This window comes from Sulfitobacter sp. SK025 (genome assembly GCF_003352105.1).
GTDB classification, from domain to species: Bacteria; Pseudomonadota; Alphaproteobacteria; order Rhodobacterales; family Rhodobacteraceae; genus Sulfitobacter; species Sulfitobacter pontiacus.
Map to the genome: position 1 here is coordinate 212,415 of NZ_CP025809.1, position 26,055 is coordinate 238,469.

Consider the following 26,055-nt stretch of genomic DNA (forward strand, 5'->3'; position numbering starts at 1 on the left):
TAAGATGAGCGACTTTCCCAAATTCGTCGAGTTCAGAGAAGAAGGCCCGCGCGAGGGCTTTCAGATCGAAAAGAAGATTTACCCGATCGAAAAGCGGATCGAACTAATCGACATGCTCAGCGAAACCGGTTTGAAACGCATTCAGGTCGGCAGCTTCGTCAGCCCGAAATACGTGCCCCAAATGGCCGATACCGGCGAGCTGTTCCAGCGTATCAAGCGCAAGCCGGGAGTGAACTACACGTCGCTTTGGCTGAACGACAAGGGGTTTCGCAAGGCACTGACCGCGCATGAGGTCGATATCGACCCGCGCCTGTTATTCTATCCATCCGAGGCGTTTGCGCAATCGAACAACAATTGTTCTTCCGCCGAAATGCGCGAGAAGCAACGTGACTGGGTCCGGCTTTACAAGGAAGAAGGCTATACCGTCGACGCCGCCTACGTGATGACGGCCTTCGGCTGCAACTTCGAAGGCCCGATTTCACAAGAGCGCATTCTCGACGATTTCCGGTTTATCCTCGCGCTTTGCGAGGAGGAACAGATCCCTGTGCCAATCCTTGTCGTCGCGGATACAATGGGGTGGGGAAACCCCGAAGCAGTGAAGCGGATGATCGGTGCCCTGCGCGAACTGGCCCCGGACGCCCGGATCGGCATGCACATCCACGACACGCGCGGGCTTGGTATCGCCAATCTCCACGCCGCCCTTTCGATGGGCGTGGACATGTTCGAAAGCTCGGTCGCCGGTCTTGGGGGCTGTCCTTTCGCGGGCCACGGCCATGCGCGCGCTGCTGGCAATGTCTGCACCGAGGACGCGGTTTTCCTGTGCCATGAGCTGGGCATCGAAACCGGCATCGACCTGGACAAGCTGATCGCGGCCGCGCTCAAGGCGGAAGAGATCATCGAAGCGCCGCTCATGGGCCGCGTCATGCATACCGGCGGTCTCGACAAATACCGCAAGACAAGCTGAGGGAGGACGAAGATGTCAAAGGCACTTGATGGAAAGGTTGTTCTGATCACCGGAGCGGGTGGCGGGATCGGTCGAGATATTGCGCTGATGGCTGCGGCCGAAGGCGCCGCCGTGGTGGTTAACGATCTGGGCGCGTCGCTGAAAGGCACCGGCCAGACGGAAACCGCGGCGCAAAAGGTGGTTGAGGAAATCAAGGCAGCGGGCGGCGACGCAATCGCTGACGCCGGCAGCGTTACCGAACCGGACGCCGCGCGCGCGATGATCGAGGCTGGCGTCAAGGAATTCGGCCGCATAGACGCCGTGGTGAACAACGCCGGCATCCTGCGCGACTGCTTCTTCCACAAGATGACCTACGAGGATTTCGACGCGGTGGTGAAGGTCCATCTTTACGGTGCCTTCAACACCAGCCGCGCCGCCGCCGACTATTTCCGCGAACAGGAAAGCGGGGCATTGGTGCATATGACTTCGACCTCGGGGCTGATCGGCAACTTCGCCCAGGCGAACTATTCCGCCGCCAAGCTGGGCATCGCCGCCTTTTCGAAATCGGTGGCGCTGGACCTCAAGCGCTGGAACGTGCGGTCGAACTGCATCGCGCCCTTCGCCTGGAGTCGGATGATCTCGTCGATCAAGACCGACACGGAGGAACAGAAGGCGCGCGTCGCCAAGATCAAGGAGATGACACCGGCGAAGGTTGCGCCAATGGCCTGTTTCCTGATGAGCGACCGTGCGGCAGATGTGTCGGGGCAGATCTTCGCGGTGCGCAAGAACGAGATATTCCTGTTCAACCAGCCTCGCCCCCTGCGCTCCGTCCATTCCGGTGAAGGCTGGACCGCAGATGAAATCGCCGAGCGCGCTATTCCCGCGCTCAAGTCGCAATTCACACCGCTGGAAGTATCAGCGGATGTCTTTCCGTGGGATCCGGTCTGATGGCTAAACGCAAAGAGAAAATTACCTCCGACATCGGCTGGAGCACCCCCGACCAAATCAGTGTGCGGGGGCTCGACCTGCCGAATGAGATTTTGGGCCACATGAATCTCGGCGATCTCGCCTTTCTGCAACTGACGGGCCGCAAGGCCACGCCCGAAGAAAGCCGCGTTTTCAACGCCATCGTGATTACCCTGGTCGAACATGGCATCACGCCGTCAGCCCTGGCCGCACGCATGACCTATATGGGTGCGCCGGAGTCGCTTCAGGCGGCTGTCGCGGCTGGGTTGTGCGGGTTGGGCACCGTGTTTGTCGGCTCGATGGAGGGCGCATCGAAGATGCTTTACGAGGCGCTGCCCGAGGACAAGCTTGGCACCGGCGCCGATCTGGACGCCATCGCGCTGGAGACCGTCGAGAAATTCCGCGCCAAAAAGGCCATCGTGCCGGGCCTGGGCCATCCTGTGCACAAGCCGGTCGATCCGCGTGCTCCGCGCCTGTTCGAAATTGCGGCGCAGAACGGCAAATCCGGTGAATACATCGAGTTGATCCAGAAGATACAGGCCGTTGCCGAAGAGAAGTCCGGCAAGATGCTGCCGATCAATGCCACCGGTGCAATCGGTGCGATCTGCTGCGAATTCGGCTTTCCCTGGAAGATCGTGCGCGGTTTCGGTGTCATGGCACGCGCCATCGGGCTGGTCGGTCATATCCTTGAAGAAAGCGAGAACCCGATTTCCTATGAGCTGTGGCAGCGCGCCGAAGAGGAAATCCTCGAAACCTCCGGCCCCGGAGCATCCTGAGCCATGCAAACATCGGCCCCTGAAACACATAATGATCTGCGCGACGCGTTGCGTGCGCTCTGCGCGCAGTTCCCGCCCGAATACCATCGCAACTTCGGCGAGGATAACACCTACCCCGAGGAGTTTGTCGATGCCCTTACCCGGGAAGGTTGGCTCGCTGCAATGATCCCCGAGGAGTACGGCGGATCGGGTCTTGGCCTGACCGAAGCCTCGATCATCATGGAAGAGGTGAACCGTTGTGGGGGCAACGCGGGTCACTGTCATGGGCAGATGTACAACATGGGTACGCTTTTGCGGCACGGCTCGGACGCGCAAAAGCAGCAGTACCTGCCTGGTATCGCCAGCGGCGAGCTGCGCCTGCAATCCATGGCCGTGACCGAACCGACCACCGGAACCGACACCACCAAGCTCAAGACTACAGCTGTCAAAAAAGGCGACCGCTATGTGATCAACGGTCAGAAGGTCTGGATCAGCCGTATCCAGCATTCTGACCTGATGATCCTGTTGGCGCGGACCACCCCGTTGAAGGACGTCCAGAAGAAATCACAGGGCCTGTCGATCTTCATGGTCGATCTGAAAGAGGCCATCGGCAATGGTATGGAGGTCCGTCCCATTGCCAATATGCCGGGACACGAGACCAACGAAGTGTTCTTCGACAACCTCGAAATTCCCGCCGAGAACCTGATCGGCACCGAAGGGCGCGGCTTCTACCATATCCTGGACGGGTTGAACGCGGAGCGGACCCTGATCGCGGCGGAGTGTATCGGCGACGGCTACTGGTTTGTGGACAAGGCCCGCGCCTATGCCGGCGAGCGCATCGTGTTCGACCGCCCCATCGGACAAAATCAGGGTGTGCAGTTTCCCATCGCCAAGGCCTATGTGAACGTCGAGGCGGCCAACCTGATGCGCTTTGAGGCTTGTCGGCGTTTTGATGCGGGGCAGGAATGCGGAGCGCAGGCAAACATGGCCAAGCTGCTGGCCGCCGATGCCAGCTGGGAGGCGGGCAACGCCTGTATCCAGACCCACGGAGGCTTCGGCTTCGCGCGGGAATACGATGTCGAGCGCAAGTTTCGGGAGGCCCGGTTGTATCAGGTGGCCCCGATCTCGACCAACCTTATCCTGTCCTATGTCGGCGAGCATATTCTCGGTATGCCGCGGTCTTTCTGAGGAACGCCTGATGCAGATCGATCTTGAATCGCTCAAGCCCTGGCTGGGACGGACCGAAACCAAAGAGGACATCCTGACGCCGAGCCTGATAGACAGGTTCCGCGCCACGTTCGACGCGCATCTTTGGGCCGGTGCGGGCGACGTCCCGCTGGGAATTCACTGGTGTCTGACCCTCGATTCTGCACCGGGAGGCTCTCTCTCGGACGATGGGCATTCTCCACAAGGCAGGTTCCTGCCCCCTGTTCCGTTGCCCTCGCGGATGTGGGCCGGGAGCGATGTCACGCATATCGCGCCGCTCACTGTCGGGCAAACGGTCACGCGCCGTTCGACCATCGGGGACATAACCGCCAAACAAGGGCGCAGCGGAACCTTGGTTTTTGTAGTCGTCAATCACGAGTATTCGAATGGCGAAAAGGTCTGCATTCAGGAAAAGCAGACTATTGTCTATAAAGACATCAGCCGATCGCAATCCGAAAAGCACACGTTCGTAGCCCCGGACCCGACGACGCTCAGATCGCGCCTCACCCCGGATTCGGTGCTGTTGTTTCGCTATTCGGCGCTGACGTTCAATGGCCACCGTATCCATTATGACCAGCCCTATACGACCGAAGTCGAAGCCTATCGCGGACTTGTCGTGCATGGCCCCCTGCAGGCAACGCTGCTCCTGAACCTTGCAGCGGATGCCTTGAACAAGGCTCCTCAAGGATTTTTATTCCGAGGCCTCGCTCCGCTCACCCTGCCCTGTGAAATACAGCTGAATTGCCGACCCGATGGCACCACAGGTACGGTCTGGTGTCAGGACGAAACCGGCGTGCGTTGTTCTTCCGCCGATTACTCCGCGACCTGATTATTTATGCGAAGTTATCAGAGTCAGTTGTTGATTTATTTTTCTAACATGTGTTAGTTTTAGATAACCGCTCGGTGGAAAAGCCGGGCAAACTTCCGGCAAAGATTCCGGGAAAAGCGCGGGGAGGAGCGTTGATGCGAGGAGACCTCGACGTCAATCGGGTGGCAGTTCATGCCTTGTCGATTGACCGCACAACATGCTGTCGCAGGCAGATGTGGATCACGGTGTGACCACATCTTCGGAATTGGCGCCTTTGGCGGTTCGCGGCGCGACACTGAAATTCGGCGGTGTGACCGCGCTGGACGACGTAAGCATCACTGTGAATGACGACGAGTTGCTTGCAATCATCGGTCCGAACGGTGCCGGCAAAACGTCGCTTCTAAATGTCACGGCAGGGTTTTACCGCCCACAGAAGGGACACGTCGAACTCTCCGGCAAAAACGTGACGGGCCTGCGCGTGGATCAGATCGCCCGGCGCGGTCTGGCGCGTACCTTTCAGGGCACCCATCTTTTCGCCGGCCAGACCGTGGTCGAAAACATCATGATCGGTCGGCACATGCTGATGAAATCGAATGTGATCCAGGCGTTTTTCCAGTTTGGTCCCGTGATGCGCGAGGAATCGGAGCATCGAGAAGCGGCCGAGGAGATCATTGATTTTCTGGAGATCGAGGCGATCCGAAACAGGCCCGTGGGCACATTGGGTTACGGGCTGCGCAAGCGGGTCGATCTGGGGCGTGCGCTGGCGCAGGAACCATCAATCCTGCTGATGGACGAACCGATGGCGGGCATGAACTCGGAAGAGAAAGAAGACCTGGCGCGCTTCATTCTCGATGTGCGCGAGGCGCGCAAGATACCGGTGGTTCTGGTCGAACATGACATGGGCGTGGTGATGGATCTTGCCGACCGGATCGTGGTGCTGGATTTCGGACGGGTGATTGCCGAAGGCACGCCCGAGGAGATTCAGAAAAACCCGGCTGTGATCAAGGCATATCTGGGGTAGCGGAATGGTCAAGCAACGAACAGCAATGGTTTATTCCGACCCGGCAGTGACGCAAAGCGAAACCCTGCCCCAGGTCCTGCTGGCCCGCGCGCTTTCCGAGCCTAGCGGGCTTGCCGAACGGCACAAGCGTCTGGGTATCTGGCGCGAATTCACGTGGGCAAATGTGCTGGAAAGGGTCCGTGCGTTGGCGCTCGGGCTGGAGAGCAAAGGCCTGAAAGCCGGCGATTCCGTCATGATGATCGGGGAAAATGAGCCGGAGCATTTCTGGGCGGAATACGCGGTACAGTCGCTGGGCGGGAAAGTCCTGTCTGTCTATCCCGACCAGACCGCCGAGGAGATCCTCTATCTCGCTCAGGATTCGCAGACCCGGGTTTTTCTGGCGCAGGATCAGGAACAGGTCGATAAATGTCTTGAGGTCGCGGATGAGTATGACGGTGCCATTGCGATCGTGTACTGGGACGGGTCGGGCCTTTGGGGCTACGACCATCCGCTGCTGGATTCCTTCGAAAGCGTAAGCGACGCCGGGCGGCAGATCCACGACAGCGACCCAACCCGCTTTGAAGAGCACGTCAAGCGCGGAAAAGCAGAAGATACCGCGCTACTGTCCTATACGTCCGGGACGACGGGCAAGCCGAAGGGTGTCGTCATCAGTTATCGCTATCTGTTCGATAACTGCTCTCGGGTGATGGGTGCGATCGACATCGCGCCCGGGACGGAATACCTGACATACATTTCTCCCGCCTGGGTGACGGAACAGATCTTTGGCCTGTCGATCGGACTGATCGCGCCCATGGTGGTGAACTTTCCCGAAGGCCCGGAGGACGTGCTGACAAATATCCGCGAACTGGCGGTCGACGCGCTCGTGTTCAGCCCGCGCCAGTGGGAGAACCTTGCCTCCATCGTTCAGGCCCGGATGCTGGGGGCCGGTAAGGTCCGCAACGCGATGTACGATTGGGGTATGAAGGTTGGTCGCGCGGTTCACGTCGAACGGTTGGAAGGGCGCAGCCCAAGTCTTGCCGCGCGGTTGCAACTGCCTCTCGCCGAGGCGCTGGTCCTGCACCACCTGCGCGACAATCTCGGTCTCGGCAAAGCCCGGAATGCGCTGAGCGGTGGTGCCCTGATGGCACCGGACGTCTTTCGCATGTTCCACGCCATGGGCGTGAAGCTGCGCAATGTCTACGGGGCGACAGAAATCGGGTTGCTGACCGCGCATGTGGGCGACAGCTATCAGCTGGAGACGAGCGGCAGCTGGATGCCGAGCAATACCGCCTATGGCGAACCGCTGGAATACCGGGTTTCCCCCGAGGGCGAGCTTCAGGTTCGCGGCGGATCGGGTTTCGGAGGCTATCACGGCAAACCTGACAAGTCAGCCGAGGTGCTGACCGATGACGGCTGGTACGAAACTGGCGACGCCGTGTCGATGACAAACGACGGCGAGCTGTTGTTCTTTGACCGTGTCAAGGACATGCGCCGGCTGGCAAACGGGCACAGTTATCCGCCGCAATTCATCGAGACACGGTTGCGCTACAGCCCTTTCATCAAGGATCTGATGACCCTGGGCGACGAGACCCGAGATTTCGTGAGCGCGCTGATAAATATCGACATGGAAGTTCTCGGGCGTTGGGCAGAAGAGAACAAGATCAGTTTTTCAACCTATACCGACCTGTCGCAGAAGCCGGAGATTCTGGATCTTATCAAAGGCGAAGTGGCACGGATCAACACCCTTCTTCCGGAAGGTTCACGCGTTGCCCGGTTCGCTAATTTCCCAAAGGAACTCGACCCGGACGAAGGCGAGCTGACCCGCAGCCGGAAACTCCGTCGGGCGTTTCTCGAAGAGCGGTATGAGAAGCTTGTTCAGGCGATCTATGACGGCAAGGCGGAGACCGACCTTGAAATCGCCGTGACCTATCAGGACGGTCGGCAAGGCGTGCTGAAGGCCACGGTTCGGGTATCGGATGTGGAAAATGCATCGAAGGCTGCCGGTCGGCAGTCGCAAACCTAAGGGAGGTCGACAAGAATGGTCTATTTCATCAATGACATCATAACCGGGGCTTTGATCGGCCTGTTGTACGCATTGGTCGCCATGGGATTTGTCGTGATCTACCGCGCCAGCAAGGTGTTCAACTTCGCGCAGGGCGAACTTGTGATCATCGGTGGTTTCATCGTCTGGTTCACGACCATGCAGGTCGGGCTAAGCCTGTGGTTGTCGATACCTCTATCGCTGGTTCTGGCGGGTCTGGTCGGATATGCGATTGAACGGATCTTCCTGACAAAGCTGATCGGTGAATCTGTGTTTTCGATGGTCATGGTCACCGTCGGCCTGCTGATCTTGTTGCGCGGGCTTGTGCTGCTGCTGTTCGGCCCCGCTGTCCGGCCCTTTCCGATCATCTTTCCGTTAAAGCCGCTTTTTCTCGGAGATATGTTGATCCCGATGAACCTGTTGATCGGAGGGATCATCACCGTCGTCGCGGCTGTTGGCCTGTCGTGGTTCTTTAACCGGACCCGGTCGGGGCTCCGGATGACCGCCGTGGCGGAGGATCATGTCGTCGCCTCCTCGATGGGGATCTCCGTGAAGGGGTCGATTGCCTTCGCGTGGATCTTGGGATCGATCCTGTCCACGATCGGTGCGATGATCTTTCTCAGCGGCAAGTCACTGACCTTCCTCGCGTCCGATATCGGGTTCGCGGCGCTCCCCGTTGCGCTGTTTGCCGGGCTCGAATCCATCGGCGGTCTGATCCTTGCCGGGGTGATCATCGGTGTGGCGCAGAGTCTGACCACAAACTACCTCGATCCGATGATCGGCGGTTCGCTGGGCAGTGTCGTGCCCTATATAATCATGCTCGCCATCTTGCTGGTACGGCCCACGGGGCTGTTCGGCTGGCGCACGATCGAGAGGGTGTAAGTCATGGATCCTTCCGGCATTTTCCCCACCAGCTATCGCACCGACAGGCGTGTTGTCCGTACGCGCTGGCAAATGGCTGCTCTCGCGCTTTTCGTCGGTCTCATGCTGGCAGCGCCCTACCTCGTGAGCGGACGCATCGTCGCGATTCTGAACATGATGATGATCAGCGCGGTCATCGCCGTCGGGCTTCAGATCTGCACCGGATATGCGGGGCAAATCAACCTTGGCCAGGCCGCGTTCATGGGTGTCGGGGCCTATACCGCCGCGATTCTGGCATCGAAAACGGGTCTCACATTCCTTCTGACGATCCCGCTGGCCGGGTTATCTGCTGCGCTGTTCGGTTTTCTCTTCGGGCTGACCGCGGCACGGATCAAGGGGTTCTACCTTGCCCTCACCACCATTGCGGCGCAGTTCATCTTTCACTTTGCCGTCCTGAACCTGCCCTCGAACTGGATGGGCGGGTCGAACGGCATCACCGTGCCTCCCGCAGAGCTATTCGGGCTGCGCTTCGTTGGCGAAACCGCGCAATTCTACATGAATTTCGCGGTCACTGCGATTATGATCGCAGGTGCGTTCGGTATCGTGCGCTCGCGCTTCGGACGTGCCTTCGTGGCGGTCAGGGACGACGATGTGGCGGCCGGGATCATGGGGATCAATGTCGCGGCCACCAAGGCGAATGCCTTTCTCATCGGGGCGTTCTATGCCGGGGTCGGCGGGGCTCTCTGGGCCTATATGATACGCTTTGTGGGTGTCGATCAATTCACCCTCTTCCATTCAATCTTTTTCGTGGCGATGATCATCGTCGGCGGCATGGGATCCATTGTGGGCGCATTGGTCGGGGTGTTCGTCATCCGCATCATCCAGGAAATCATCGCGACCGTCGGCCCGAATATCGCCGATTCGGTATCTTTTCTGGGCGGCGACATCGTGTTCGCGGGCATGAACGTCATTCTGGGCGGCGTGATCGCATTGTTCATGATCCTGGAACCCAAGGGGCTGATGCACCGCTGGAATATTATGAAATCGTCTTACCGTATCTGGCCGTTCCCCTACTGACCGATAGAACGGCTTTCAACCTGGGAGGAATAACAATGACCTACAAGACACGACACGGGCTTCGCGGCATGCTGGCCGCAGGTGCCATGGCCCTCGCGGCGACCATACCGCTGAAGGCACAGGCCGAAACGACGTATAACCTTGCCCTCCTTTCGGATTTCTCCGGCCCCTATGCCGATATCATGCCGACACTGGCTTCGAGCCGCGAAGCGGTTTTCGACTGGTGGAACGCCACCAGCGGTCAGAAACTTGGTGTGAAGCTGAACTATAAGAACTACGAAACCCGTTATGACGCCGCCCAGGTGGCGAGCCTTTGGCCGGGAATCAAATCGGAACTGGACCCGATTGCGGTCGTCGGCCTTGGCGGACCGGATGTTGCCGCCCTTTCCGAGCGCCTGCCGGAAGACAAGATTCCGATGTTCATGGCGACAGCCGCCTACGGCTATGCTTGGCAATCCGACGCGTGGATTTTTAATCCGCGTCCGACCTATTCGCACGAGAGCGCTGGCTTCCTGAGCTGGATGCGTGAACAGCGCGGCGGTGACGAACCCCTCAAGGTCGCAATCCTGGCGTCCGAAGCCTCGCCCGCCTACGTCGACATGGCAAAGGGCCTGGAACTCTACGCAGAAGAACATCCAGAAGAGCTCGATCTGGTCGAGATCATCTATACCGAGGTGCAACCAACGGATCTGACGGCCCAGATGCGCCGCGTCGCGCGGGCAGGTGCCGAGGCGCTGATCGTTCAGACGAACACCTCTATCGTGGTTGCGGCGAAACGTGGATTGCAGGCCAACGGTGCCGACATCCCGATCATGATGAGCTCGCATAACGGGCTGCCTGCCTCGGGCGGCGCGCTTGGCGGACTTGATCAGCTCGAAGGCGATTACGAGGCCTACGGCATGGCAGTTGCTGCGGATGAAGACACACCCGCGCGGCAATTCTATGAAACGCTGGCTGCGGATTATGGCCTGGAAGCACCCTGGAACGTGGTCACCGCGATGGGTATTTCGCAGGGGCTGTATACCGTCGCCGTAATCGGCCACGCGATCGAGGAGAACGGGGCCGAAGGTCTGACCGGCGAGAAAGTACGCGAGGCGCTCTTTGCCCAGCCGATCACAGCGGAGGAAACCCAAGGGTTCCTGCCGACGCTGACCTTCACCCCCGATGCGCCATTTCCTCTGAAAGGTCTTCAAGTGAATGTTGGCACCGTCAAGGACGGCAAGATCACCATCGAAGCAACGGGCGTGGATGTTCCCGACGTCAAGAAGTGGTGAACACAACCGGGCGCCGCGATCGCGGCGCCCGTTCTGAACCCTAACCCCGGGCACAATACCATGCTGGAACTCAACAACGTAGAAGTGACCTATTCCGATGTCATCCTGGCGCTCAAGGGCGTTTCGATGAATGTGCGCGAAGGTCAGTGTGTTGCGCTGCTCGGCGGCAACGGGGCGGGGAAAAGCACGACGCTGAAAGCTATTTCAGGCACGTTGAAGTCGGAGGACGGAACTGTTTCGGCGGGCTCCATCACGCTGAACGGCACGCCGATCCAGAACATGGAAGCGTCAAACGTGGTCAAGACCGGTCTCATCCATGTGATGGAAGGGCGGCGCGTGCTGCGCCACCTCACGTCCGAGCAGAACCTTATCGTAGGCGGGCATATGGTGCCCAACTCCGCTGAGCTGAAAAACCGGCTGGAGCATGTCTATACTTTGATCCCTCGCCTGACCGAGCTACGCAGCCGAACCGCCGGATTCATGTCCGGTGGCGAGCAACAGCTGCTGCTGATCGGTCGCGCCATGATGGCGAAACCCAAGATCATCGCCATTGACGAGCCATCGCTCGGGCTCGCCCCGATGATGATCCGGGATGTCTACGCGGTGCTTAGGCAACTCAAATCCGAAGGGACGACCTTTTTCCTGGTCGAGCAGAACAGCGCCGCGGCGCTGTCGATCGCGGACTATGCCTATGTGATGGAAAACGGGCGTATCGTGATGGATGGCCCCGCCGACAAACTCGCGGACAACGAGGACATCAAGGAATTCTATCTCGGTGTCACCGCGTCGGGCGAACGCAAAAGCTATCGCGACATCAAACACTATCGGCGTCGCAAAAGGTGGCTTGGATAGAAAGGGACAGACTATGAGTGAACTCCTCGACATCAAGGGCCGTACCGCATTTGTAACCGGTGCCGGACAGGGGGTGGGCCGTCAGGTCGCGCTGTATCTGGCGCAGCACGGCGCTGGCGCCGTTGTGGTCAATGATTTCCACGCCGAACGCGCAGAAAGCGTTGCTGCAGAGGTGGAGGCCGCAGGCGCCAAGGCGCTTCCGCTGGCATTTGACGTATCCGATTTCGAGGCCGTTGGCGCAGCCTTTGCCGAAGCGCAGGAAACCTTTGGCGGCGTTGATATCCTGGTCAACAATGCGGGCAACGCCGGGCCGACGTCGCGGCTTGACGATCTTGTGCCGTTCTGGGAATCCGACCCAACCGAATGGCGCCGTTGGATGGCCACGAATTACGACGGGGTGCTGAACTGTACCCGCCACGCAATGCCATTGATGGTCAAAGGCGGCTATGGGCGGATCGTGACCGTTATATCCGACGCGGGCCGCGTCGGAGAGCCGCCTCTGGCGGTATACTCCGGTGCCAAGGCGGGAGCCGCGGGCTTTATGCGGGCCATTGCAAAGGCCGGTGGCCGGTTCGGGATCACCGCGAATTGCGTCGCCCTCGGCGGAACACGCACGCCGGCGGTCGCCGATCTGATCCCCGACGCAGAGACCGAGAAGCGGGCCCTGTCGCAATATGTGATCCGCCGGTTGGGAGAGCCGGAAGACCCTGCCGGCATGATCCTGTTTCTGTGCTCGGACGCGGCGAGTTGGATCACCGGACAGACCTATCCGGTGAATGGGGGGTATTCCTTTGCCTGCTAGGGCCGAATGTGGGCGGGCGACTTTAGTCGGATCCGCCCGCGAACACGCTGTCATTGTCAGCGCCAAGCTCGGGCGGAAGGCCCGAAATTCCGGATACAAAGTCATTGAATTTCAAGGGCTGAACCAGGAAAGTCTCGGTCTTGCCGCTGTCATGCGCGACGGTGCGCAGCAGTTGCCGTGCACGTACATGCGGGTCGTCCAGCGTTTCGACCAACGAATTGAGCGGCCCCCAAGGCACGCCCGCGGTGTCAAACAAAACTCCCCAATCGGCACGCGTTTTGCTGACCAGCACCGCCGCGATCTCTTCGCGCAGTGCGTCCTTGCGGGCGACGCGGTCACGGCCTTTCAATCCGGCCAGGTCCGGCTTGCCGATCACATTGCAGAACGGCTTCCAGAACCAGTCCTCATGCGCGATGGACAGCGTCATCAGCTTGCCATCCTTGCAGGTGAAAACGCCATAGGCCGGTTCGGAGATGAATTCGCCCAACGGCGTGCCATTCGCGGCCGGAACGAGGAAGGCGGTGAGCATGGAGACCACTGCGTCCGACATCGAGACGTCCACGTACCTCCCCTGCCTCGTGCGCTCGCTGGAAACGACCGCCGACAGAATCGCAATGGCCGCGAACAGCGCCGCGCCGACATCCGCAAGTGGAATGGTCGGCAGCGGTCCGGGCTGTCCGGCATCCGCCTGATCGGCCAGCAGCCCACCGACACCTTCGTAGCTCAGATCGTGGCCCGCCCGGTCTCGATAGGGACCATCCTGCCCGTATCCCGAGATCGACACGTAAACGAGGCGCGGATTGATCGCGCGCATGTCTTCGAAACCGGCGCCGAGCGCCGCCAGTTTGCCGGGTCGGAACCCCTCGACGATGACATCGGCACCTTTAGCCAGATCGTGAAACTGTGCCATTCCTTCGGTCGATTTCAGGTCGAGCGCAACGCTGCGCTTGCCCCGGTTCAGCGCCCGGAACAGGGGTGGAAACTGCCGGGCCGGATCGCCGATACCCGGCCTTTCGACCATGATGACCTCGGCGCCCATGTCCGCGAGCAGCATTGTTGCATAGGGACCGGGGAATTGTTCGGCGAGGCTGAGAATTTTCATGCCGGCCAGGGGTGCAGTGCTCATATCAGGCTCCATCTGTCGTTTTCCGCGCGAGCGGGTCCGCCTCATAGCAGCGTATTTCAGCAAGAAAAGCAAGCCGAAAACCTAAAAACCTGTTTTTAATCATGAGGTTAACGTGACTGAAGCACCCCCGACCCTATCCGTCGAACGTATGTCCAGAACCGAATGGATTACCCTCCAACGGACTGACCAGATGAACGCCATGTCCATGCAGATGTTGCATGAGATGACCACCGCCCTGGAGAACGCGATGTCCGACGACGCAGTCCGCGCCATCGTTCTGACCGGATCGGGGCGGGCGTTCTGTGCCGGTGCGGATCTCAAGGAAGTCGCCGGTGCCAATCATGAACCCGGCCAGCCGGACCTGCTCGATCTGGTCGATCATACCTTCGGCCTGATGCGCGACGGCCCCAAACCCGTGATTGCCGCTGTGAACGGGCTTGCCATGGCAGGAGGGCTCGAAATGGTGATGGCCTGCGATCTGGTCTTTGCCGCTGAAAGCGCCAAACTGGGCGATGCCCATTCCAATTTCGGCGTATTTCCGGGGGCCGGGGGCGCAGCGATTCTGCCACGGCGGATCGGTCTGAACCGCGCCAAATACCTGCTGTTCTCGGGCGAAAACGTATCCGCGCAGGACATGATGGACTGGGGACTGGTGAACAAGGTTGTCCCGGATGCGGAACTGCACGACGCCGTCCAAGCCTTCACCGACAAGCTGGCCGACAAAAGCCCTGCCGTGCTGCGCCGCATGAAAGCGGTCGCGAACCGGTCACTGAACGTCGACGAAGCTGCCGCCTTGTCTGAAGAAATGCTGAATCTGCGCGCGCACATGCGGTCGTGGGATATGCGCGAAGGTCTGGCGGCTTTCAATGAAAAGCGCAAACCGCAGTTTCGCGGCTACTGAACAAGGAGACTGCAAGATGCAGGATATCTATGTCGTTGGCGTCGGGATGACGCCGTTCGGGAAATTCCGGGACAAGACCATCAAGGACATGACGGGCGAAGCCGTCACCGCCGCGCTTTCGGACGCCGGGGTGACCGCTGATCGCATCGACGGTGCATTCTTCTCGAACGCGGTGCAGGGTCATATGGAGGGCCAGCACATGATCCGGGGCGAGATCGCGTTGCGCGAGATGGGCATTCAGGGCATTCCGGTGGTCAACGTCGAAAACGCCTGTGCCAGCGCCTCGACCGGGTTCAAGCTGGCCGTGGATTTTCTCAAGGCAGGGAACGGTGATTGTTGTTTGGCCGTAGGTGCCGAGAAAATGTATTCGGATGACCGCGCGCTGATGTTTTCGGCCTTCGACAGCGGTTGGGACGTCAGTAATGGCGAAGAAGTCGCGCGGCGTCTGGCCGATCTGGGCGCCGGGGTCGAGGAACCGCAAGGGTCGAAATCGCCCAAGCCCTACAGCGTGTTCATGGATGTCTATGCCGGTTTCGCGCGGCTGCACATGAAGACCTTCGGCACGACGCAGGAACAGTTCGCGGCCGTCTCTGCCAAGAACCACGCGCATTCCGCGCATAATCCGCTGGCACAATACCGCGATGCGATGACAGTTGAACAGGTTCTGCACGCGCCGCCCATCACCTACCCGCTGACCCTTCCGATGTGCGCGCCGATCTCCGATGGCGCGGCCGCGGCGGTTCTGTGCACCGGCGAAGGGCTCAAGCGGCTGGGTCTCGATTCATCCCGCGCGATCAAGGTCAAGGCCGCGATCCTGCGCTCAGGCACAGACCGTCCGCCGGAGGATTACAAAAACCACCTGACCCGCCTTGCAGCACTTCAGGCCTATGAACAGGCGGGGCTTGGCCCAGAAGACATGTCGATCGCCGAGGTGCATGACGCCACCGCCGTGGGCGAAGTCATCCAGATCGAGAACCTCGGTTTTGTCCCGTTCGGTGAGGGTGGCCCGGCCAGCCTGCGTGGCGAAACCAAAATCGGCGGACGGATCCCGGTAAACCCCTCTGGCGGACTGGAATCCAAGGGGCACCCGGTCGGGGCCACCGGGATCGGACAGGTTTTCGAACTGGTCACGCAACTGCGGGGCGAGGCTGGCGCGCGTCAGGTCGAAGGTGCGAAGAATGCCATCGCCGAAAACGGTGGCGGCCTGCACGGCGTCGAAGAGGCCGCTGCCTGTGTCACCATTCTGGGCCGTTGAAACAAGGAAAAGAATATGGAAAACGTGATCGCCGCCGCTCAGGCAATCTATACAGACGAGCAGCGCATGTTGCTGGAAAACTTCCGCAAGATGGCCGAAGCGGAGTTCGCGCCGTTGGCAGAAAAATACGAGGATCTCGGCCACCCGCCGGATGCGGACACGCTGAAATCCCTGTTCGCCAAGGTCGAGGAATTCGGCCTGATCAGCGGACTGATACCGGAGGAAGACGGCGGTGCCGGGATCGACCGGATGACCTACGGCATCCTCTACGAGGAACTGGCCCGCATCTGGGCCGATTTGGCGATTGCGGTGCTGATCCAGAGCCATGCTGTTTTCGCGGTCAACCTGCTGGGCGACGCGGCGCAAAAAGAGACATATCTGAAGCCGCTCCTGCGCAGTGAGCGCATTTGTGCCACCTGCATTTCCGAACCGGAAGTCGGCTCGAACGTGCGAGAGGTCAAGACCCGCGCGGAACGCAAGGGGGACAAGATTTTTGTTACGGGCCAAAAGCTCTGGATTTCCAACGGGGCGCAATCGGACTTCGCAATCGTGGTCTGTAATCTCGACGATGGGATCTCCATGGTCATCGTCGATCGCGACAAGGGCGGCTACGAAAGCCGCGAGTTGCGCAAGATGGGGCTTGTCGGTGCCTCGACCTGCGAATTGTTCTTTGACCGGGCCGAAACAACGGACGCCCATGTTCTGGGGAACTCCGGCGGCGGTCTGTTCCAGACACTGAAGCTGTTCGAAAGCGCGCGTGTGTTTGTCGGCCTGACCAGCATCGGCATCGCCCAGGCCGCGCTGGAATGCGCCGTCAAATACGCGCAGGACCGCGAGCAGCACGGAAAGCCGATTGGCGGGCATCAGTTGATCCAGGGGTATCTGGCCGACATGGCCACCCATCTAGATGCAGGACGGCTGTTGTGCCAGCGCGGGCTGCAACTTCTTGATATGGGCGTGCGCTGCGACACCCAGACCTCGATGGCAAAATGGTATGCAACCGAGATGGCCGTCGAAATCGCCGGAAAAGCGGTGCAGATCCACGGCGGTAACGGCATCACCAAGGAGTTTCCCGTCGAACGCCACTTCCGCAATGCGAAAGTCATGCCGATCCCGGATGGGACCACCGAGATTCAGAAGCTGGTGATCGGGCGGAACCTGACAGGGTTGAACGCGTTCTGAAAGCGGTCCCTGCCCTGACGATGTAGGACCGCGCAAGTGACAAGGTTCGCGCGGCTGCGCGCACCTGCCACAGACGTCGTCGGGCCTTTGGCCCGTGCACATCGGGTTCTCCGGTTATCGAAGGGCGATTGCAGCTTCATGCGATTGCGCTGGCCGAAACCAATGCGGTGTTCTCACAAGCGGATGCTGGATCGCCTGGTTCTGACCGATCGGACGGCCGAACACGATGCGTTCGCGCGCATAGGCCGCCGCCTTTTCCAGGACGTACATTCCGAACCCGACCGCTGCCGAAGTGACGACAAACCGCTTGGCGTTCCGCCCGTTCAGCAGGACGTTGAAGCACGGCGACGCGCAAAGGTGAATATGGGCGTGGTGTCAAGGCCGACGTCCGGTTCAGTGACGCCAAAGCAGGAGCGGTGTGCCCCCCGGATCAGCGGCCGCAGCATCCGGGCCTTCCGTTCGTCGGTGCCAAAGCCGACCACAGGTTGCAGCCCGAAAATGTTGATCTGCACCGCAGAATTGGCCGCCGCACCGTAGCGCCCGATCTCCTGCATGACCAGAGATGCCTTGTTGATGCCGGGACCCGATCCCCCACTGCTCTTCCATGGGCACGCCATAGAAGCCGCCCTTTGCGATCTCGGCGGTGAAAACGTCGCAGCGGATATGGGCGATATGGGCTATGACCGGTCGGCCTTCGGGATCAAACAGGCGCGAGACGACACGGGCCACCGGCTCGCTGAAGGTGACGCCCAGCAAGTGGGCGGTGGCGACATCGGCCCGGACGATAGTGATGATCTGGTAGCCCGACAGGTCCGTCAGGCCGGTATGATCGCGCGACAGTTGCGAATAAAGCTGCGTTTCGTCGGCACCCTCGGGCAGCATGTCAAAATAGTGTTGCGGCAACCACAGATCGGCCAGCAAATAGGGCTGCGCCTTGGTATAATGGTGCTTGCGCACATGAAGCTGCGGCGTTTCCATCCCCGTCAGGTCGCGGCCAAGATCGGAAAGCGCCAGCGGATCGTGGGCGGGCGCGCGCGGCTTGATCTGCTCGGCCTGCGCGATGACAAAGATGCCCAGTCCGAGTGCGCTTTCGATCAGGCCCGCACTGCGCAGAACCCCCAAGGCCTGACGGACGGCCCCATTCCTGTGTGGGACTGGGCAACCAAAGACGCTCAGATCCCGTAAGCCTTCGGCGAAGGCCGTGGGCGCGCCGTATTGATCAGAGGGGTTTGGGTGCGGCTTTTGGTTTACGCGGCTTCGGTGCCCATTTTTTGGCAAGACGCTCGAAGCTATCGAGGATGCGGCCGATCTCTGCCTCATCCGGGTCGAACTGTCCCCCATACCATTCCAGCATCTGGCCGTGTTCTTCGTGCTTGGGGTCGGCGATGGCGTCCAGGAAGTCCGCGTAACCGGGGAAGCCGCCGACGTCTTCCGGCGGACAAGCCCCTATGGCCCTGACGAGGCGCGGATAGGTGGCGCCCGCGATAGAGCCATCGATTTTCTCGATCTTGATCACGTGGTGCCAGTTGTCGCCAAAGTCATAGATGTAATGGATGGTCTTGGTTCCCACATCTTCGATCACGTCAAGCAGGCTGGTTTTGCTGGCGGGCATCGGGCCATCGTAAAAACCATCTGGATCTGGCACGCCCCAGCCGCTGCCGCCGGCCCTGAACTCATACAGGTGACTGTCGGTCCATCCCATGGCAGCCTGGATCACATCATGCAGGCGGTTCAGCTTGATCTTGAGGGGCACATCAAAGCGTCGAAGCACCTGAGGCTCGACATCGGACAATGTGACCTTGATGCGCGCGACCAGCGTCATGCAGCAATCCTCTTCAATTCCATGGCGGCCTTCCAATTCCAGGGCAACAGCTCTGGCAAGCGAGACACAGGCATATCGGGCAGTCGCGCCAAGACGTCTGCCATCCATGCCTGCGGGTCAATGTCGTTCATTTTTGCCGTGACGATGAGGGTATACATGAAGGCTGCCCTGTCGCCACCGCGTTCAGACCCTGCAAAAAGCCATGACTTTCTGCCCAATGCGATCCCTCTGAGCGCCCGTTCGGCGGCATTGTTCGTGAGGCAGAGGCGCCCGTCATCAAGGAATGCGGTGAAGGCTTCCCAGCGACCTGTGCCCTCGAGCATGTAGTTGATCGCCTTGGCAACAGGGTTGTGCTTTGACATCCGAGCCCGCTCGGCCAGCATCCAATCATGCAGATCATTGACCATCGGCGCTACCCACTGCTGGCGAGCTTCATGACGCGCTGCATCTGACAGGCCGGTGATGTCACGCTCGGCCGCAAAGATCGCATCAATCCGCGTCACAGCGTCCAGCGCGATGGGCGAGATTTCTTTTGCTACTTTTTTACCCTTGCGGGCTATGGCCTTGATGTCGGCCAGTTCAAAGAACTTGCGTCTTGCGTGGCTCCAACACAGCGCACTACGGACTGGGCCCGGACTACGATCTGCGAGATACAAATCATTGTAGCCGCCATACACGTCCGACTGAAGAACACCGTGCCATTCGGCCAGATGCCGTGTCGGGTGTTCTTTCCGGCGATCTGTTGAGAAGTGGAAGAGTGCGGCAGGTGGCGCACCCCCATCCCAGGGTCGATCGTCGCGCACATAGGTCCACAGTCGCGCCGTCTTTGCGCCACCACGCGCCAGTAGCGGCACGGTGGTATCGTCACCATGCAAACGGCCAGCATCCAGCACGTGGCGCGCGATTAACGCATGAATGGGGGTCAGCGCCACACAGGCATGGCCGATCAGATCAGCCAAGGTGGACAGGCTCAGATCAACTCCCTCCCGTGCAATGCGCTCGGATTGCCGGTTCAACGGTTGATGTTGTCCATACTTGTCGAAGGCGATCATCGCGATCAGTTGCGGCCCGGCCCAGCCGCGCGGAATGGCATGGAACGGGGCCGGCGGTTGGCTGATCTTCTCGCAAGCTCGGCAAGTGAACTTCTCGCGGACCGTCTGGATCACCTTCCACTGGCGGGGGATCACCTCCAGCGTCTCGGTGACATCTTCACCCATCTTTACGATCCGGTCCGAGCCACAGCAGGTGCAGGCGGCAGGTGCTTCGACGACAACCCGCTCGCGGGGCAAGTGATCGGGGAACGGTTTGCGCACGGGCTTGCGTCGCGTGAAGGCACGCACGGCGCTCGCCTTGTCCGCAGCCTGCTCAGCCGCCAGCGCATCCTCCGTTGCGGCCGCTTCCAATTCCTCAAGCTGCAATTCCAGCTGATCAATCAGCCGCGTGCGACGCTCGGAGGAAATGCCGTATTTGTCGCGCCGCAGCTTGGCGATCTCCAACTTTAATTCTTGGATCATTGCGTCCGTGCAGGAGGCCAAGGCGCGGGCCTGCGCCAATTCGGCTTCCGCAGCCTGCGCTCGGGCGGTCTGCGCGGCAAGTGCAGTGCTTAATCTGGCGATTTCGGAAGCGGCGTCGGACATGGCAAATATTTACCACAGAAGCTGTTAAACGCCAATAAAAACAGGCGTTTCAGCACAAATTATCCAGCCGCTTTGGGTCTTTGTGTCCAGCGTGGATTACGCCAATCGATCCCCTCAAGAAGATAGCCCAACTGCGCCGCAGATATAGCAACAGCCGTCCCGTCTTGGCTCACCGGCCAGATGAACTTCCCCGCTTCAAGACGCTTCAAATATAACGACATGCCCACCCCGTCATGCCAGAGCAGCTTCACCAGGTCACCCTTGCGGCCTCGAAAGCAAAATATCTCACCCGCATGCGGATCACGCCCAAGCCCCTGTTGCACTGTCAGCGCCAAAGTGTTCATGCCTCGGCGCATATCCGTCACACCGCCTGCAATCCACACCTTCGTTCCAGCCGGAAACGCGATCATGACCGCACCATCAAGCCGTTGAGCAGATGCGCAGCAGCTTCCATGTCAAAACCTGACGGGATCGCCACACGACACCGCGGGCCAAGATCAATAGTCATGACAGGAACTTGTGGCGCTGGCGCAGTGTCAGAGCCATCAGAAGCATCTTCGATCTTCATAACCCGCAAAAATTGCGGGCCAGAACCAAGCAATCCATTCTTATGGCGATAACGCCAATCGTAAAGCTGAGACCGCGAAACATCATGGCGTCGTGCAACCTCAGCCACTGTCACGCCGTCGCCAAAGCTTTCCTCAACGATCCGGACTTTCTCGTCATCCGTCCAGCGGCGGCGACGGCCGGTATCAGAGACCGACAAAACTTGAATGCGGGGGGTGTCTTCGTGTGCGTCCATAAGGACACTCGATAAACGATCTCACAGCCCAGCAGCCAGACGGCCCTCGGCGGAGGTTTACCAGATCCCTGCCGGTGGGCGCGTTTACTTCGACTCTCAGCCCGGCTGCTCGTTATGCGGATGAGGTCCGGGCCAACCGTGCATAGGTTCGGCAACGTCGATCCCGACTCTGAAGACACATTGATATGGTACGAAAGCGGGCGAATTGGGTCAAACTTGCCGCACGGCGTTACCACCGAGCATAGCCACATCCGAGGATGCGAACCCGCGGTGGTGTAGCAAACCCGGTCAGCTGATCCGTGCGTTCATCCAATTCAGAACCGAAGCCACGTCCGCGACCGGGGAGGTTTGGCCGCATCAAATGACGGGCCGCTTTAAATGTATCTATAGCGTGATCGTCGACTGCAGACCTGCTCGTGTCCATTCGAGACTCATCTTTGGGAAGGGTGTATCGGAAATCACGACAGACGGGACCCCGATGATCCATAGACTCTTGGGTCATGACCTTTCTTTCCCAGATTCCGAACAATTTCTTCACGCATGATATTAACAATCTCGTTTTCGGATCGCAGGATGACATCCGTTGGGGCACCAACCCCGACGGCGAAAAGACGAGAACTCTGGTGGCTGGGAAAAGGCATGGAGATCAATCCCGCGCCTTTGACAACTTGATCGGTGGAAAGATAGTACCCCTTGGCGCGGGTCTGGGCCAACGAGGCGACGAAGGCCTTCACGTCCACTGCCGGTTCGTCGGGCGCACGGTAGGCATTGATTCTTCGCAACAGACGGCACACTTCTTCATCGCTGAAGCGGCTCATCAGAACCCGCCCAAGCCCCGAAATTCCCAGCGGTCGTCGCGTACCAAGTGAAATGTGGTGGATCGGCGACTTTTTCGGACGGATCAGGTGCACATACTCCGCGTCGTCACCGTTCTTGGTTGCCAGGACCACCACATGCCGGGTCCGTTCCGAAATAGCCTTCAGCAGCCGCTGAATGATGCCTTCACCGAACAGGTCGGGATTCATCCATGACCCCAAGAGCGGAACCCGCTCGGTGGGGAAATAGCTCTTCCGTTTAGCGTCGTGGGTCAGGAACCCCAACTCGACCAAACTTTTCAGGAGCGCCGAGGTGCTCGATTGCGGATACCCCAATTCCTTGGAGACCTCCACGACCGATAGCGGTCGACGAACCTCGTCGAAATACACCAAGGTCTGGCAAGTGCGTGCGACCGATTTCACGATGGGGGTCCCGCGTGCCTTCACCGAAGCCCGATGCGCGTCATCCATAATCCCCTCCCGGCATACTATTATATGAACAGTATTCAGAAAGTAGAATGGCGGCGTATGTGATTTCTGTCAACTGTTAGAAAATTACACAAAGCCCGCCACATGCGTCGGAGGCTCGGGAAGGTGTCGGGTACGGGTGTCAGTGGCCTCCTCTTCTCGTGGGGATAATTACGCCATCTGCGGCCACGGCGCCCTGGCCACTCGGACCGATGATCAACGGGTTCACATCAATGGTCTCAAGCGCGGCGCCGTGATGGGCCGCAAAGGCTGACAGGCGCGCAAGCGCGTCAGCGAGCGCGTCGATGTCGCGTTCGGGCGCGCCGCGGAATGCGTCCAGCAGCTTGCGACCGTGGATTTCGTCGATCATGCGACGCGCTTCGGCGGGGCCGAAAGGGGCAACCCGGAAGGACACGTCCCCCAGGGCCTCGACCAGCACCCCACCCAGACCGAACATGACCACCGGGCCGAACGCCGGATCCTGGGTCACGCCGAGTATGGCCTCCAGCCCCGGTGCGGCCTGTTCTGCCACAACCAGCCCGTCGATCCGCGCATCGGGCGCTTTCTCTGACGCCAGTTCCAGTATGCGCGCCCCGGCAGAGCGGACCTCTTCGACCGAGCGCAGGTTCAACGCCACGCCACCGATATCGGATTTATGCAGGATGTCGGGCGAGGCAATCTTGAGCACGATCGGAAAGCCCATCTCCTGCGCCGCCTCGGCTGCCGCTTCCGGGGTCTTGGCCAGAATTTCGCGCACGATCCCGATGCCGGCCTCGGCAAGCAGCGCCTTGGCCTCGATCTCGTTCACCATGCCGTCCGGCAACGGCGACAGGTCCGGCAGTTCGGGTATCGGGTCGTCTTCGCCCGCGCGCGCAAAGGATTTGGCGAAATAGCGCAATGCGGCCATCGCGCGGACCGCACGGGTCGGTTCCTCGAACACGATGAACCCCGACTTTTCATATGCGGCACGACCCTCGGGTTCGGTCAGCGAACAAAACAGCATCGGCCTGCCGGGGTACTTCTCGCGGATGCGCTCCAGCCCGGTCCGGATGGCTTCGTTCAGGTCGGCAACAAGACCGACCGTGGACATGAAGATGATGGCACCGTCGATTTCGCCGTCGCCAAACAACACATCCATGTTGGTTTCCAGGAGGTCGATCTGGTTTACCAATTGCGCCGTCACATCGACGGGGTTTCGGACACCGGCAAAGGGCAGCACCGCTTTCAGTTTCTTCTGCGCATGATCGGGAAGCGCGGGCACATCCAGCTTCAGTTTCTCTGCCTCGTCGGCCATCAGCACCCCAACGCCACCGGACACCGTCACAAGACCCAGCCGGTCGCCCTGCATCATCGACGCGGATTCGGCGCAGGCATAGGTCACATCGAACATTTCGTCGACAGAGTGCGCCCGGTAGACACCGTATTGCCGGAAAGCCGCGTCATAGACCGCGTCGGACCCCGCCAGTGACGCGGTATGCGACTGTGCGGCCTCGGCGCCAACCGCGCTGCGTCCGACCTTCATCATGACCACTGGCTTTTCGCGGGCGCGGGCGAGTTCAAGGGCCTCGACCAGCCTGTCGCGGTCGGTCGCGCCTTCGAGGTATCCCATGATCACGCGGGTTTCGTCATCCTGTGCGCAATAGGCCACCGCATCGGCGAAATCGACGTCGCAGGAATTGCCCGTCGTCGCCCACAGGTTAACGCCCAGTCCGCGCATCCTGACGAGCGTCATGCAATACGACCCGAAGGCGCCGCTCTGGCTGACGATCGACACGCCGCCCGGCTTGGGCAGGTGCTTTTCGACCCCCGGCGTGAAGGTCGCGTAAAGGTTGTGGCGGACGTTGGCGATGCCAAGGCAGTTCGGCCCGACAAGCCGCATACCGCTTTCGCGCGCGATATCGACCATGCGCGCCTGAAGCGCTGCACCTTCGTCGTTGACCTCGGAAAACCCCGAGCTGAAGATCACCGCGCGGCGCACGCCGCGCGCCGCGCAATCCTCGACCGCCTGAACCGCCAGTCGCGCAGGCAGCGCGATTACAGCCAGATCCGGTGCCGTCGGAGCCTCGGTGATCGACGGATATGCCGTCAGCCCCTGCACCTTGGACGTTTTCGGGTTTATCGGCAGGATCGTGCCCTGGAACCCATGCCGCCTGAGAAAATCCACCGGCCGTCCGCCGATGCGTTTGGGATCACTCGACGCGCCGATCACGGCAACAGAACGAGGGGCGAAAATGGCATCCATTCCGTCAATTCGCATGGGTTTTCCTTTGATGTTCGTATTAATAGGATTTCGGCAGGCCAAGCGCGTGCTCCGCAATGAACGACAACACCAGTTGCGGTGTGACCGGCGCGATGCGGAACAGGATGGCTTCGCGCACCAGACGCTCGACATGGTATTCCTTGGCATATCCGAAACCGCCGAATGTCAGCTGCGCGGTCTGCGTCGCCTTCACCGCCGCTTCGCCGGCCAGGTATTTGCCCGCGTTGGCTTCGTTTCCACACGGCTTGCCAGCATCGTAAAGCGCGCCGGCGTTCATTGCCATGAGGTTGGCCGCTTCCAGTTCGGCCCAGCAGGCGGCCAAGGGGTGCTGCACACCCTGGTTCTGGCCGATCGGCCTGCCAAACACGACACGCTCATTGGCGTAATCCGCGGCGCGGCGCAGCGCGTTGCGCCCGATGCCAACTGCTTCGGCGGCAATCAGAACCCTTTCGGGGTTCAACCCGTGCAGGATCTGGCGAAAGCCCTGACCTTCCTCGCCGATCAGATCCTCGGCCGGAATCGGCAGGCCGTCGATGAACAGCTCGTTTGAATCGACACATTTGCGGCCCATCTTCTCGATCTCGCGCACCGTGACGAATGTCCGGTCGAGATCGGTGTAGAACAGGCTTAGACCTTCGGTCGGTTTCTTGACCTCTTCCAGCGGCGTGGTACGCGCCAGAAGCAGGATCTTGTCGGCGACCTGGGCGGTCGAAATCCAGACCTTCTGCCCGTGCACGACATAGCGGTCACCCTGACGCACGGCGCGGGTCTTCAGCTTGGTCGTGTCCAGGCCGGTGGTCGGTTCGGTCACGCCGAAACAGGCACGTTGCGCGCCGGCCACCAGCGGCGGAAGGTGCTTTTTCTTCTGGTCGTCGGTGCCGAATTTGACAACGGGATTGAGGCCGAAGATGTTCATGTGCACCGCCGAAGCCGCGCTGTTGCCGCCCCCCGATTCCGCGATGGCCTGCATCATGATGGCAGCATCGACGATGCCCAGACCGGCGCCGCCGTACTCTTCGGGGATGGCGATGCCCAGCCAGCCATCGCGCGCCAGCTTCTGGTGCAATTCGTGCGGAAAGCCGCCTTCGCGGTCCCGGTCGAGCCAGAATTCATCATCGAACTCTTCGCAAATCCGAAAGATCGCGTCGCGAATTCCCTGCTGCTCCGATGTCATTTGATAGGTCATGATTATTCTCCTTCAT

General features: G+C 60.1%; 25 protein-coding genes and 1 pseudogene. 15 read left to right on the top strand and 11 right to left on the bottom strand.

Translation table 11 applies throughout. The features are described 5' to 3' along the window. Positions 1 to 4: 4 nt before the first annotated feature. From C1J04_RS15910 to C1J04_RS15965, 12 genes are all read left to right on the top strand, one after another. Positions 5 to 964 carry a hydroxymethylglutaryl-CoA lyase gene (locus C1J04_RS15910; protein ID WP_037929818.1) on the top strand — a complete coding sequence of 320 codons (960 nt, stop codon included), beginning with the start codon at positions 5 to 7 and terminating at the stop codon, positions 962 to 964. A 12-nt stretch (positions 965 to 976) separates the two neighbouring features. Further along, the gene (locus C1J04_RS15915; protein WP_114865552.1) at positions 977 to 1,891 is read left to right on the top strand and encodes an SDR family NAD(P)-dependent oxidoreductase; all 915 of its coding nucleotides are present in this window, start codon (positions 977 to 979) and stop codon (positions 1,889 to 1,891) included. Next, a complete protein-coding gene (locus tag C1J04_RS15920; RefSeq protein ID WP_114273059.1) occupies positions 1,891 to 2,685 on the top strand; it encodes a citryl-CoA lyase in 795 nt (264 codons plus the stop codon). The genes C1J04_RS15915 and C1J04_RS15920 overlap by 1 nt, the downstream gene beginning before the upstream one ends. 3 nt (positions 2,686 to 2,688) lie before the next feature. Beyond that, positions 2,689 to 3,852: an acyl-CoA dehydrogenase family protein gene (locus C1J04_RS15925; protein WP_037929824.1), complete on the top strand. Its 1,164-nt coding sequence runs from the start codon at positions 2,689 to 2,691 to the stop codon at positions 3,850 to 3,852. 10 nt (positions 3,853 to 3,862) lie between these two features. Beyond that, complete coding sequence (locus tag C1J04_RS15930; protein ID WP_254693858.1) at positions 3,863 to 4,699, top strand: FAS1-like dehydratase domain-containing protein; 837 nt, start codon at positions 3,863 to 3,865, stop codon at positions 4,697 to 4,699. 196 nt (positions 4,700 to 4,895) lie between these two features. After that, positions 4,896 to 5,699, top strand: a complete 804-nt coding sequence (locus C1J04_RS15935; protein WP_051694609.1) for an ABC transporter ATP-binding protein — start codon at positions 4,896 to 4,898, stop codon at positions 5,697 to 5,699. Between the two features lie 25 nt (positions 5,700 to 5,724). Continuing rightward, on the top strand, positions 5,725 to 7,701 hold the full coding sequence (locus C1J04_RS15940; RefSeq protein WP_114865553.1) for an AMP-binding protein: 1,977 nt from the start codon (positions 5,725 to 5,727) through the stop codon (positions 7,699 to 7,701). 15 nt (positions 7,702 to 7,716) lie between these two features. Continuing rightward, the gene (locus C1J04_RS15945) at positions 7,717 to 8,601 is read left to right on the top strand and encodes a branched-chain amino acid ABC transporter permease (RefSeq protein WP_037929833.1); all 885 of its coding nucleotides are present in this window, start codon (positions 7,717 to 7,719) and stop codon (positions 8,599 to 8,601) included. Between the two features lie 3 nt (positions 8,602 to 8,604). Next, positions 8,605 to 9,657: a branched-chain amino acid ABC transporter permease gene (locus C1J04_RS15950; RefSeq protein WP_037929836.1), complete on the top strand. Its 1,053-nt coding sequence runs from the start codon at positions 8,605 to 8,607 to the stop codon at positions 9,655 to 9,657. Between the two features lie 35 nt (positions 9,658 to 9,692). Continuing rightward, positions 9,693 to 10,931, top strand: a complete 1,239-nt coding sequence (locus C1J04_RS15955) for an ABC transporter substrate-binding protein (protein WP_037929839.1) — start codon at positions 9,693 to 9,695, stop codon at positions 10,929 to 10,931. A gap of 60 nt (positions 10,932 to 10,991) precedes the next feature. Then, positions 10,992 to 11,783: an ABC transporter ATP-binding protein gene (locus C1J04_RS15960; protein ID WP_114865554.1), complete on the top strand. Its 792-nt coding sequence runs from the start codon at positions 10,992 to 10,994 to the stop codon at positions 11,781 to 11,783. A 13-nt stretch (positions 11,784 to 11,796) separates the two neighbouring features. Continuing rightward, positions 11,797 to 12,585, top strand: a complete 789-nt coding sequence (locus C1J04_RS15965; RefSeq protein WP_114865555.1) for an SDR family NAD(P)-dependent oxidoreductase — start codon at positions 11,797 to 11,799, stop codon at positions 12,583 to 12,585. Positions 12,586 to 12,607: 22 nt separating this feature from the next. Here C1J04_RS15965 and C1J04_RS15970 read toward each other — a convergent pair whose 3' ends face one another. Further along, positions 12,608 to 13,711: a CaiB/BaiF CoA transferase family protein gene (locus C1J04_RS15970; protein WP_240790881.1), complete on the bottom strand. Its 1,104-nt coding sequence runs from the start codon at positions 13,709 to 13,711 to the stop codon at positions 12,608 to 12,610. A 148-nt stretch (positions 13,712 to 13,859) separates the two neighbouring features. Between C1J04_RS15970 and C1J04_RS15975 the strand changes: the two genes are divergently transcribed. From C1J04_RS15975 to C1J04_RS15985, 3 genes are read left to right on the top strand one after another with little or no spacing between them, the layout of a single operon-like run. Further along, positions 13,860 to 14,612 (top strand): enoyl-CoA hydratase/isomerase family protein, encoded by a 753-nt coding sequence (locus C1J04_RS15975; protein WP_114865557.1) that lies wholly within the window; start codon positions 13,860 to 13,862, stop codon positions 14,610 to 14,612. A 16-nt stretch (positions 14,613 to 14,628) separates the two neighbouring features. Then, on the top strand, positions 14,629 to 15,867 hold the full coding sequence (locus C1J04_RS15980) for a thiolase family protein (RefSeq protein ID WP_114865558.1): 1,239 nt from the start codon (positions 14,629 to 14,631) through the stop codon (positions 15,865 to 15,867). A gap of 15 nt (positions 15,868 to 15,882) precedes the next feature. Continuing rightward, positions 15,883 to 17,049: an acyl-CoA dehydrogenase family protein gene (locus C1J04_RS15985; RefSeq protein WP_114865559.1), complete on the top strand. Its 1,167-nt coding sequence runs from the start codon at positions 15,883 to 15,885 to the stop codon at positions 17,047 to 17,049. Between the two features lie 114 nt (positions 17,050 to 17,163). Here C1J04_RS15985 and C1J04_RS19790 read toward each other — a convergent pair whose 3' ends face one another. The 10 genes and pseudogenes from C1J04_RS19790 to C1J04_RS16035 all read right to left on the bottom strand — a co-directional run bounded on the left by C1J04_RS19790 (position 17,164) and on the right by C1J04_RS16035 (position 26,039). Further along, complete coding sequence (locus C1J04_RS19790) at positions 17,164 to 17,412, bottom strand: acyl-CoA dehydrogenase family protein (RefSeq protein ID WP_114865560.1); 249 nt, start codon at positions 17,410 to 17,412, stop codon at positions 17,164 to 17,166. Then, positions 17,373 to 17,666, bottom strand: a complete 294-nt coding sequence (locus tag C1J04_RS19795; protein WP_114865561.1) for an acyl-CoA dehydrogenase family protein — start codon at positions 17,664 to 17,666, stop codon at positions 17,373 to 17,375. The genes C1J04_RS19790 and C1J04_RS19795 overlap by 40 nt, the downstream gene beginning before the upstream one ends. Before the next feature lie 88 nt (positions 17,667 to 17,754). Then, a pseudogene (locus C1J04_RS19800) lies at positions 17,755 to 18,369 on the bottom strand (UTRA domain-containing protein); the annotation flags it as partial. Further along, complete coding sequence (locus C1J04_RS16005) at positions 18,269 to 18,871, bottom strand: plasmid pRiA4b ORF-3 family protein (protein ID WP_114865388.1); 603 nt, start codon at positions 18,869 to 18,871, stop codon at positions 18,269 to 18,271. The gene C1J04_RS16005 and the pseudogene C1J04_RS19800, both read right to left, overlap by 101 nt. Next, on the bottom strand, positions 18,868 to 20,508 hold the full coding sequence (tnpC, locus tag C1J04_RS16010) for an IS66 family transposase (protein WP_114865387.1): 1,641 nt from the start codon (positions 20,506 to 20,508) through the stop codon (positions 18,868 to 18,870). Before tnpC ends, C1J04_RS16005 begins: the two co-directional genes overlap by 4 nt. A gap of 59 nt (positions 20,509 to 20,567) precedes the next feature. After that, a complete protein-coding gene (tnpB, locus tag C1J04_RS16015; protein WP_072630505.1) occupies positions 20,568 to 20,918 on the bottom strand; it encodes an IS66 family insertion sequence element accessory protein TnpB in 351 nt (116 codons plus the stop codon). Continuing rightward, positions 20,915 to 21,310 carry an IS66-like element accessory protein TnpA gene (gene tnpA, locus C1J04_RS16020; protein WP_114865386.1) on the bottom strand — a complete coding sequence of 132 codons (396 nt, stop codon included), beginning with the start codon at positions 21,308 to 21,310 and terminating at the stop codon, positions 20,915 to 20,917. The genes tnpB and tnpA overlap by 4 nt, the downstream gene beginning before the upstream one ends. A 458-nt stretch (positions 21,311 to 21,768) precedes the next feature. Further along, complete coding sequence (locus C1J04_RS16025) at positions 21,769 to 22,596, bottom strand: IclR family transcriptional regulator (RefSeq protein ID WP_114865562.1); 828 nt, start codon at positions 22,594 to 22,596, stop codon at positions 21,769 to 21,771. A gap of 139 nt (positions 22,597 to 22,735) precedes the next feature. Further along, the gene (locus C1J04_RS16030; RefSeq protein WP_254693859.1) at positions 22,736 to 24,850 is read right to left on the bottom strand and encodes an acetate--CoA ligase family protein; all 2,115 of its coding nucleotides are present in this window, start codon (positions 24,848 to 24,850) and stop codon (positions 22,736 to 22,738) included. A gap of 22 nt (positions 24,851 to 24,872) precedes the next feature. Further along, positions 24,873 to 26,039: an acyl-CoA dehydrogenase family protein gene (locus C1J04_RS16035; protein ID WP_114865564.1), complete on the bottom strand. Its 1,167-nt coding sequence runs from the start codon at positions 26,037 to 26,039 to the stop codon at positions 24,873 to 24,875. Between the last annotated feature and the right edge of the window lie 16 nt (positions 26,040 to 26,055).

Bases quoted from the DNA above. Each gene is read 5' to 3' on its own strand.
- C1J04_RS15980 (WP_114865558.1), top strand. From the start codon at position 14,629: ATGCAGGATATCTATGTCGTTGGCGTCGGGATGACGCCGTTCGGGAAA.
- C1J04_RS16005 (WP_114865388.1), bottom strand. From the start codon at position 18,871: ATGACGCTGGTCGCGCGCATCAAGGTCACATTGTCCGATGTCGAGCCT.
- C1J04_RS16035 (WP_114865564.1), bottom strand. From the start codon at position 26,039: ATGACCTATCAAATGACATCGGAGCAGCAGGGAATTCGCGACGCGATC.
- C1J04_RS15965 (WP_114865555.1), top strand. From the start codon at position 11,797: ATGAGTGAACTCCTCGACATCAAGGGCCGTACCGCATTTGTAACCGGT.
- tnpA (WP_114865386.1), bottom strand. From the start codon at position 21,310: ATGGACGCACACGAAGACACCCCCCGCATTCAAGTTTTGTCGGTCTCT.
- C1J04_RS15940 (WP_114865553.1), top strand. From the start codon at position 5,725: ATGGTTTATTCCGACCCGGCAGTGACGCAAAGCGAAACCCTGCCCCAG.
- C1J04_RS15925 (WP_037929824.1), top strand. From the start codon at position 2,689: ATGCAAACATCGGCCCCTGAAACACATAATGATCTGCGCGACGCGTTG.
- C1J04_RS15935 (WP_051694609.1), top strand. From the start codon at position 4,896: ATGCTGTCGCAGGCAGATGTGGATCACGGTGTGACCACATCTTCGGAA.
- tnpC (WP_114865387.1), bottom strand. From the start codon at position 20,508: ATGTCCGACGCCGCTTCCGAAATCGCCAGATTAAGCACTGCACTTGCC.
- C1J04_RS19795 (WP_114865561.1), bottom strand. From the start codon at position 17,666: ATGGCGTGCCCATGGAAGAGCAGTGGGGGATCGGGTCCCGGCATCAAC.
- C1J04_RS15970 (WP_240790881.1), bottom strand. From the start codon at position 13,711: ATGAGCACTGCACCCCTGGCCGGCATGAAAATTCTCAGCCTCGCCGAA.
- C1J04_RS15930 (WP_254693858.1), top strand. From the start codon at position 3,863: ATGCAGATCGATCTTGAATCGCTCAAGCCCTGGCTGGGACGGACCGAA.
- C1J04_RS15955 (WP_037929839.1), top strand. From the start codon at position 9,693: ATGACCTACAAGACACGACACGGGCTTCGCGGCATGCTGGCCGCAGGT.
- C1J04_RS15975 (WP_114865557.1), top strand. From the start codon at position 13,860: ATGTCCAGAACCGAATGGATTACCCTCCAACGGACTGACCAGATGAAC.
- tnpB (WP_072630505.1), bottom strand. From the start codon at position 20,918: ATGATCGCGTTTCCGGCTGGAACGAAGGTGTGGATTGCAGGCGGTGTG.
- C1J04_RS15915 (WP_114865552.1), top strand. From the start codon at position 977: ATGTCAAAGGCACTTGATGGAAAGGTTGTTCTGATCACCGGAGCGGGT.
- C1J04_RS15910 (WP_037929818.1), top strand. From the start codon at position 5: ATGAGCGACTTTCCCAAATTCGTCGAGTTCAGAGAAGAAGGCCCGCGC.
- C1J04_RS15920 (WP_114273059.1), top strand. From the start codon at position 1,891: ATGGCTAAACGCAAAGAGAAAATTACCTCCGACATCGGCTGGAGCACC.
- C1J04_RS16030 (WP_254693859.1), bottom strand. From the start codon at position 24,850: ATGCGAATTGACGGAATGGATGCCATTTTCGCCCCTCGTTCTGTTGCC.
- C1J04_RS15985 (WP_114865559.1), top strand. From the start codon at position 15,883: ATGGAAAACGTGATCGCCGCCGCTCAGGCAATCTATACAGACGAGCAG.
- C1J04_RS16025 (WP_114865562.1), bottom strand. From the start codon at position 22,596: ATGGATGACGCGCATCGGGCTTCGGTGAAGGCACGCGGGACCCCCATC.
- C1J04_RS15960 (WP_114865554.1), top strand. From the start codon at position 10,992: ATGCTGGAACTCAACAACGTAGAAGTGACCTATTCCGATGTCATCCTG.
- C1J04_RS15950 (WP_037929836.1), top strand. From the start codon at position 8,605: ATGGATCCTTCCGGCATTTTCCCCACCAGCTATCGCACCGACAGGCGT.
- C1J04_RS15945 (WP_037929833.1), top strand. From the start codon at position 7,717: ATGGTCTATTTCATCAATGACATCATAACCGGGGCTTTGATCGGCCTG.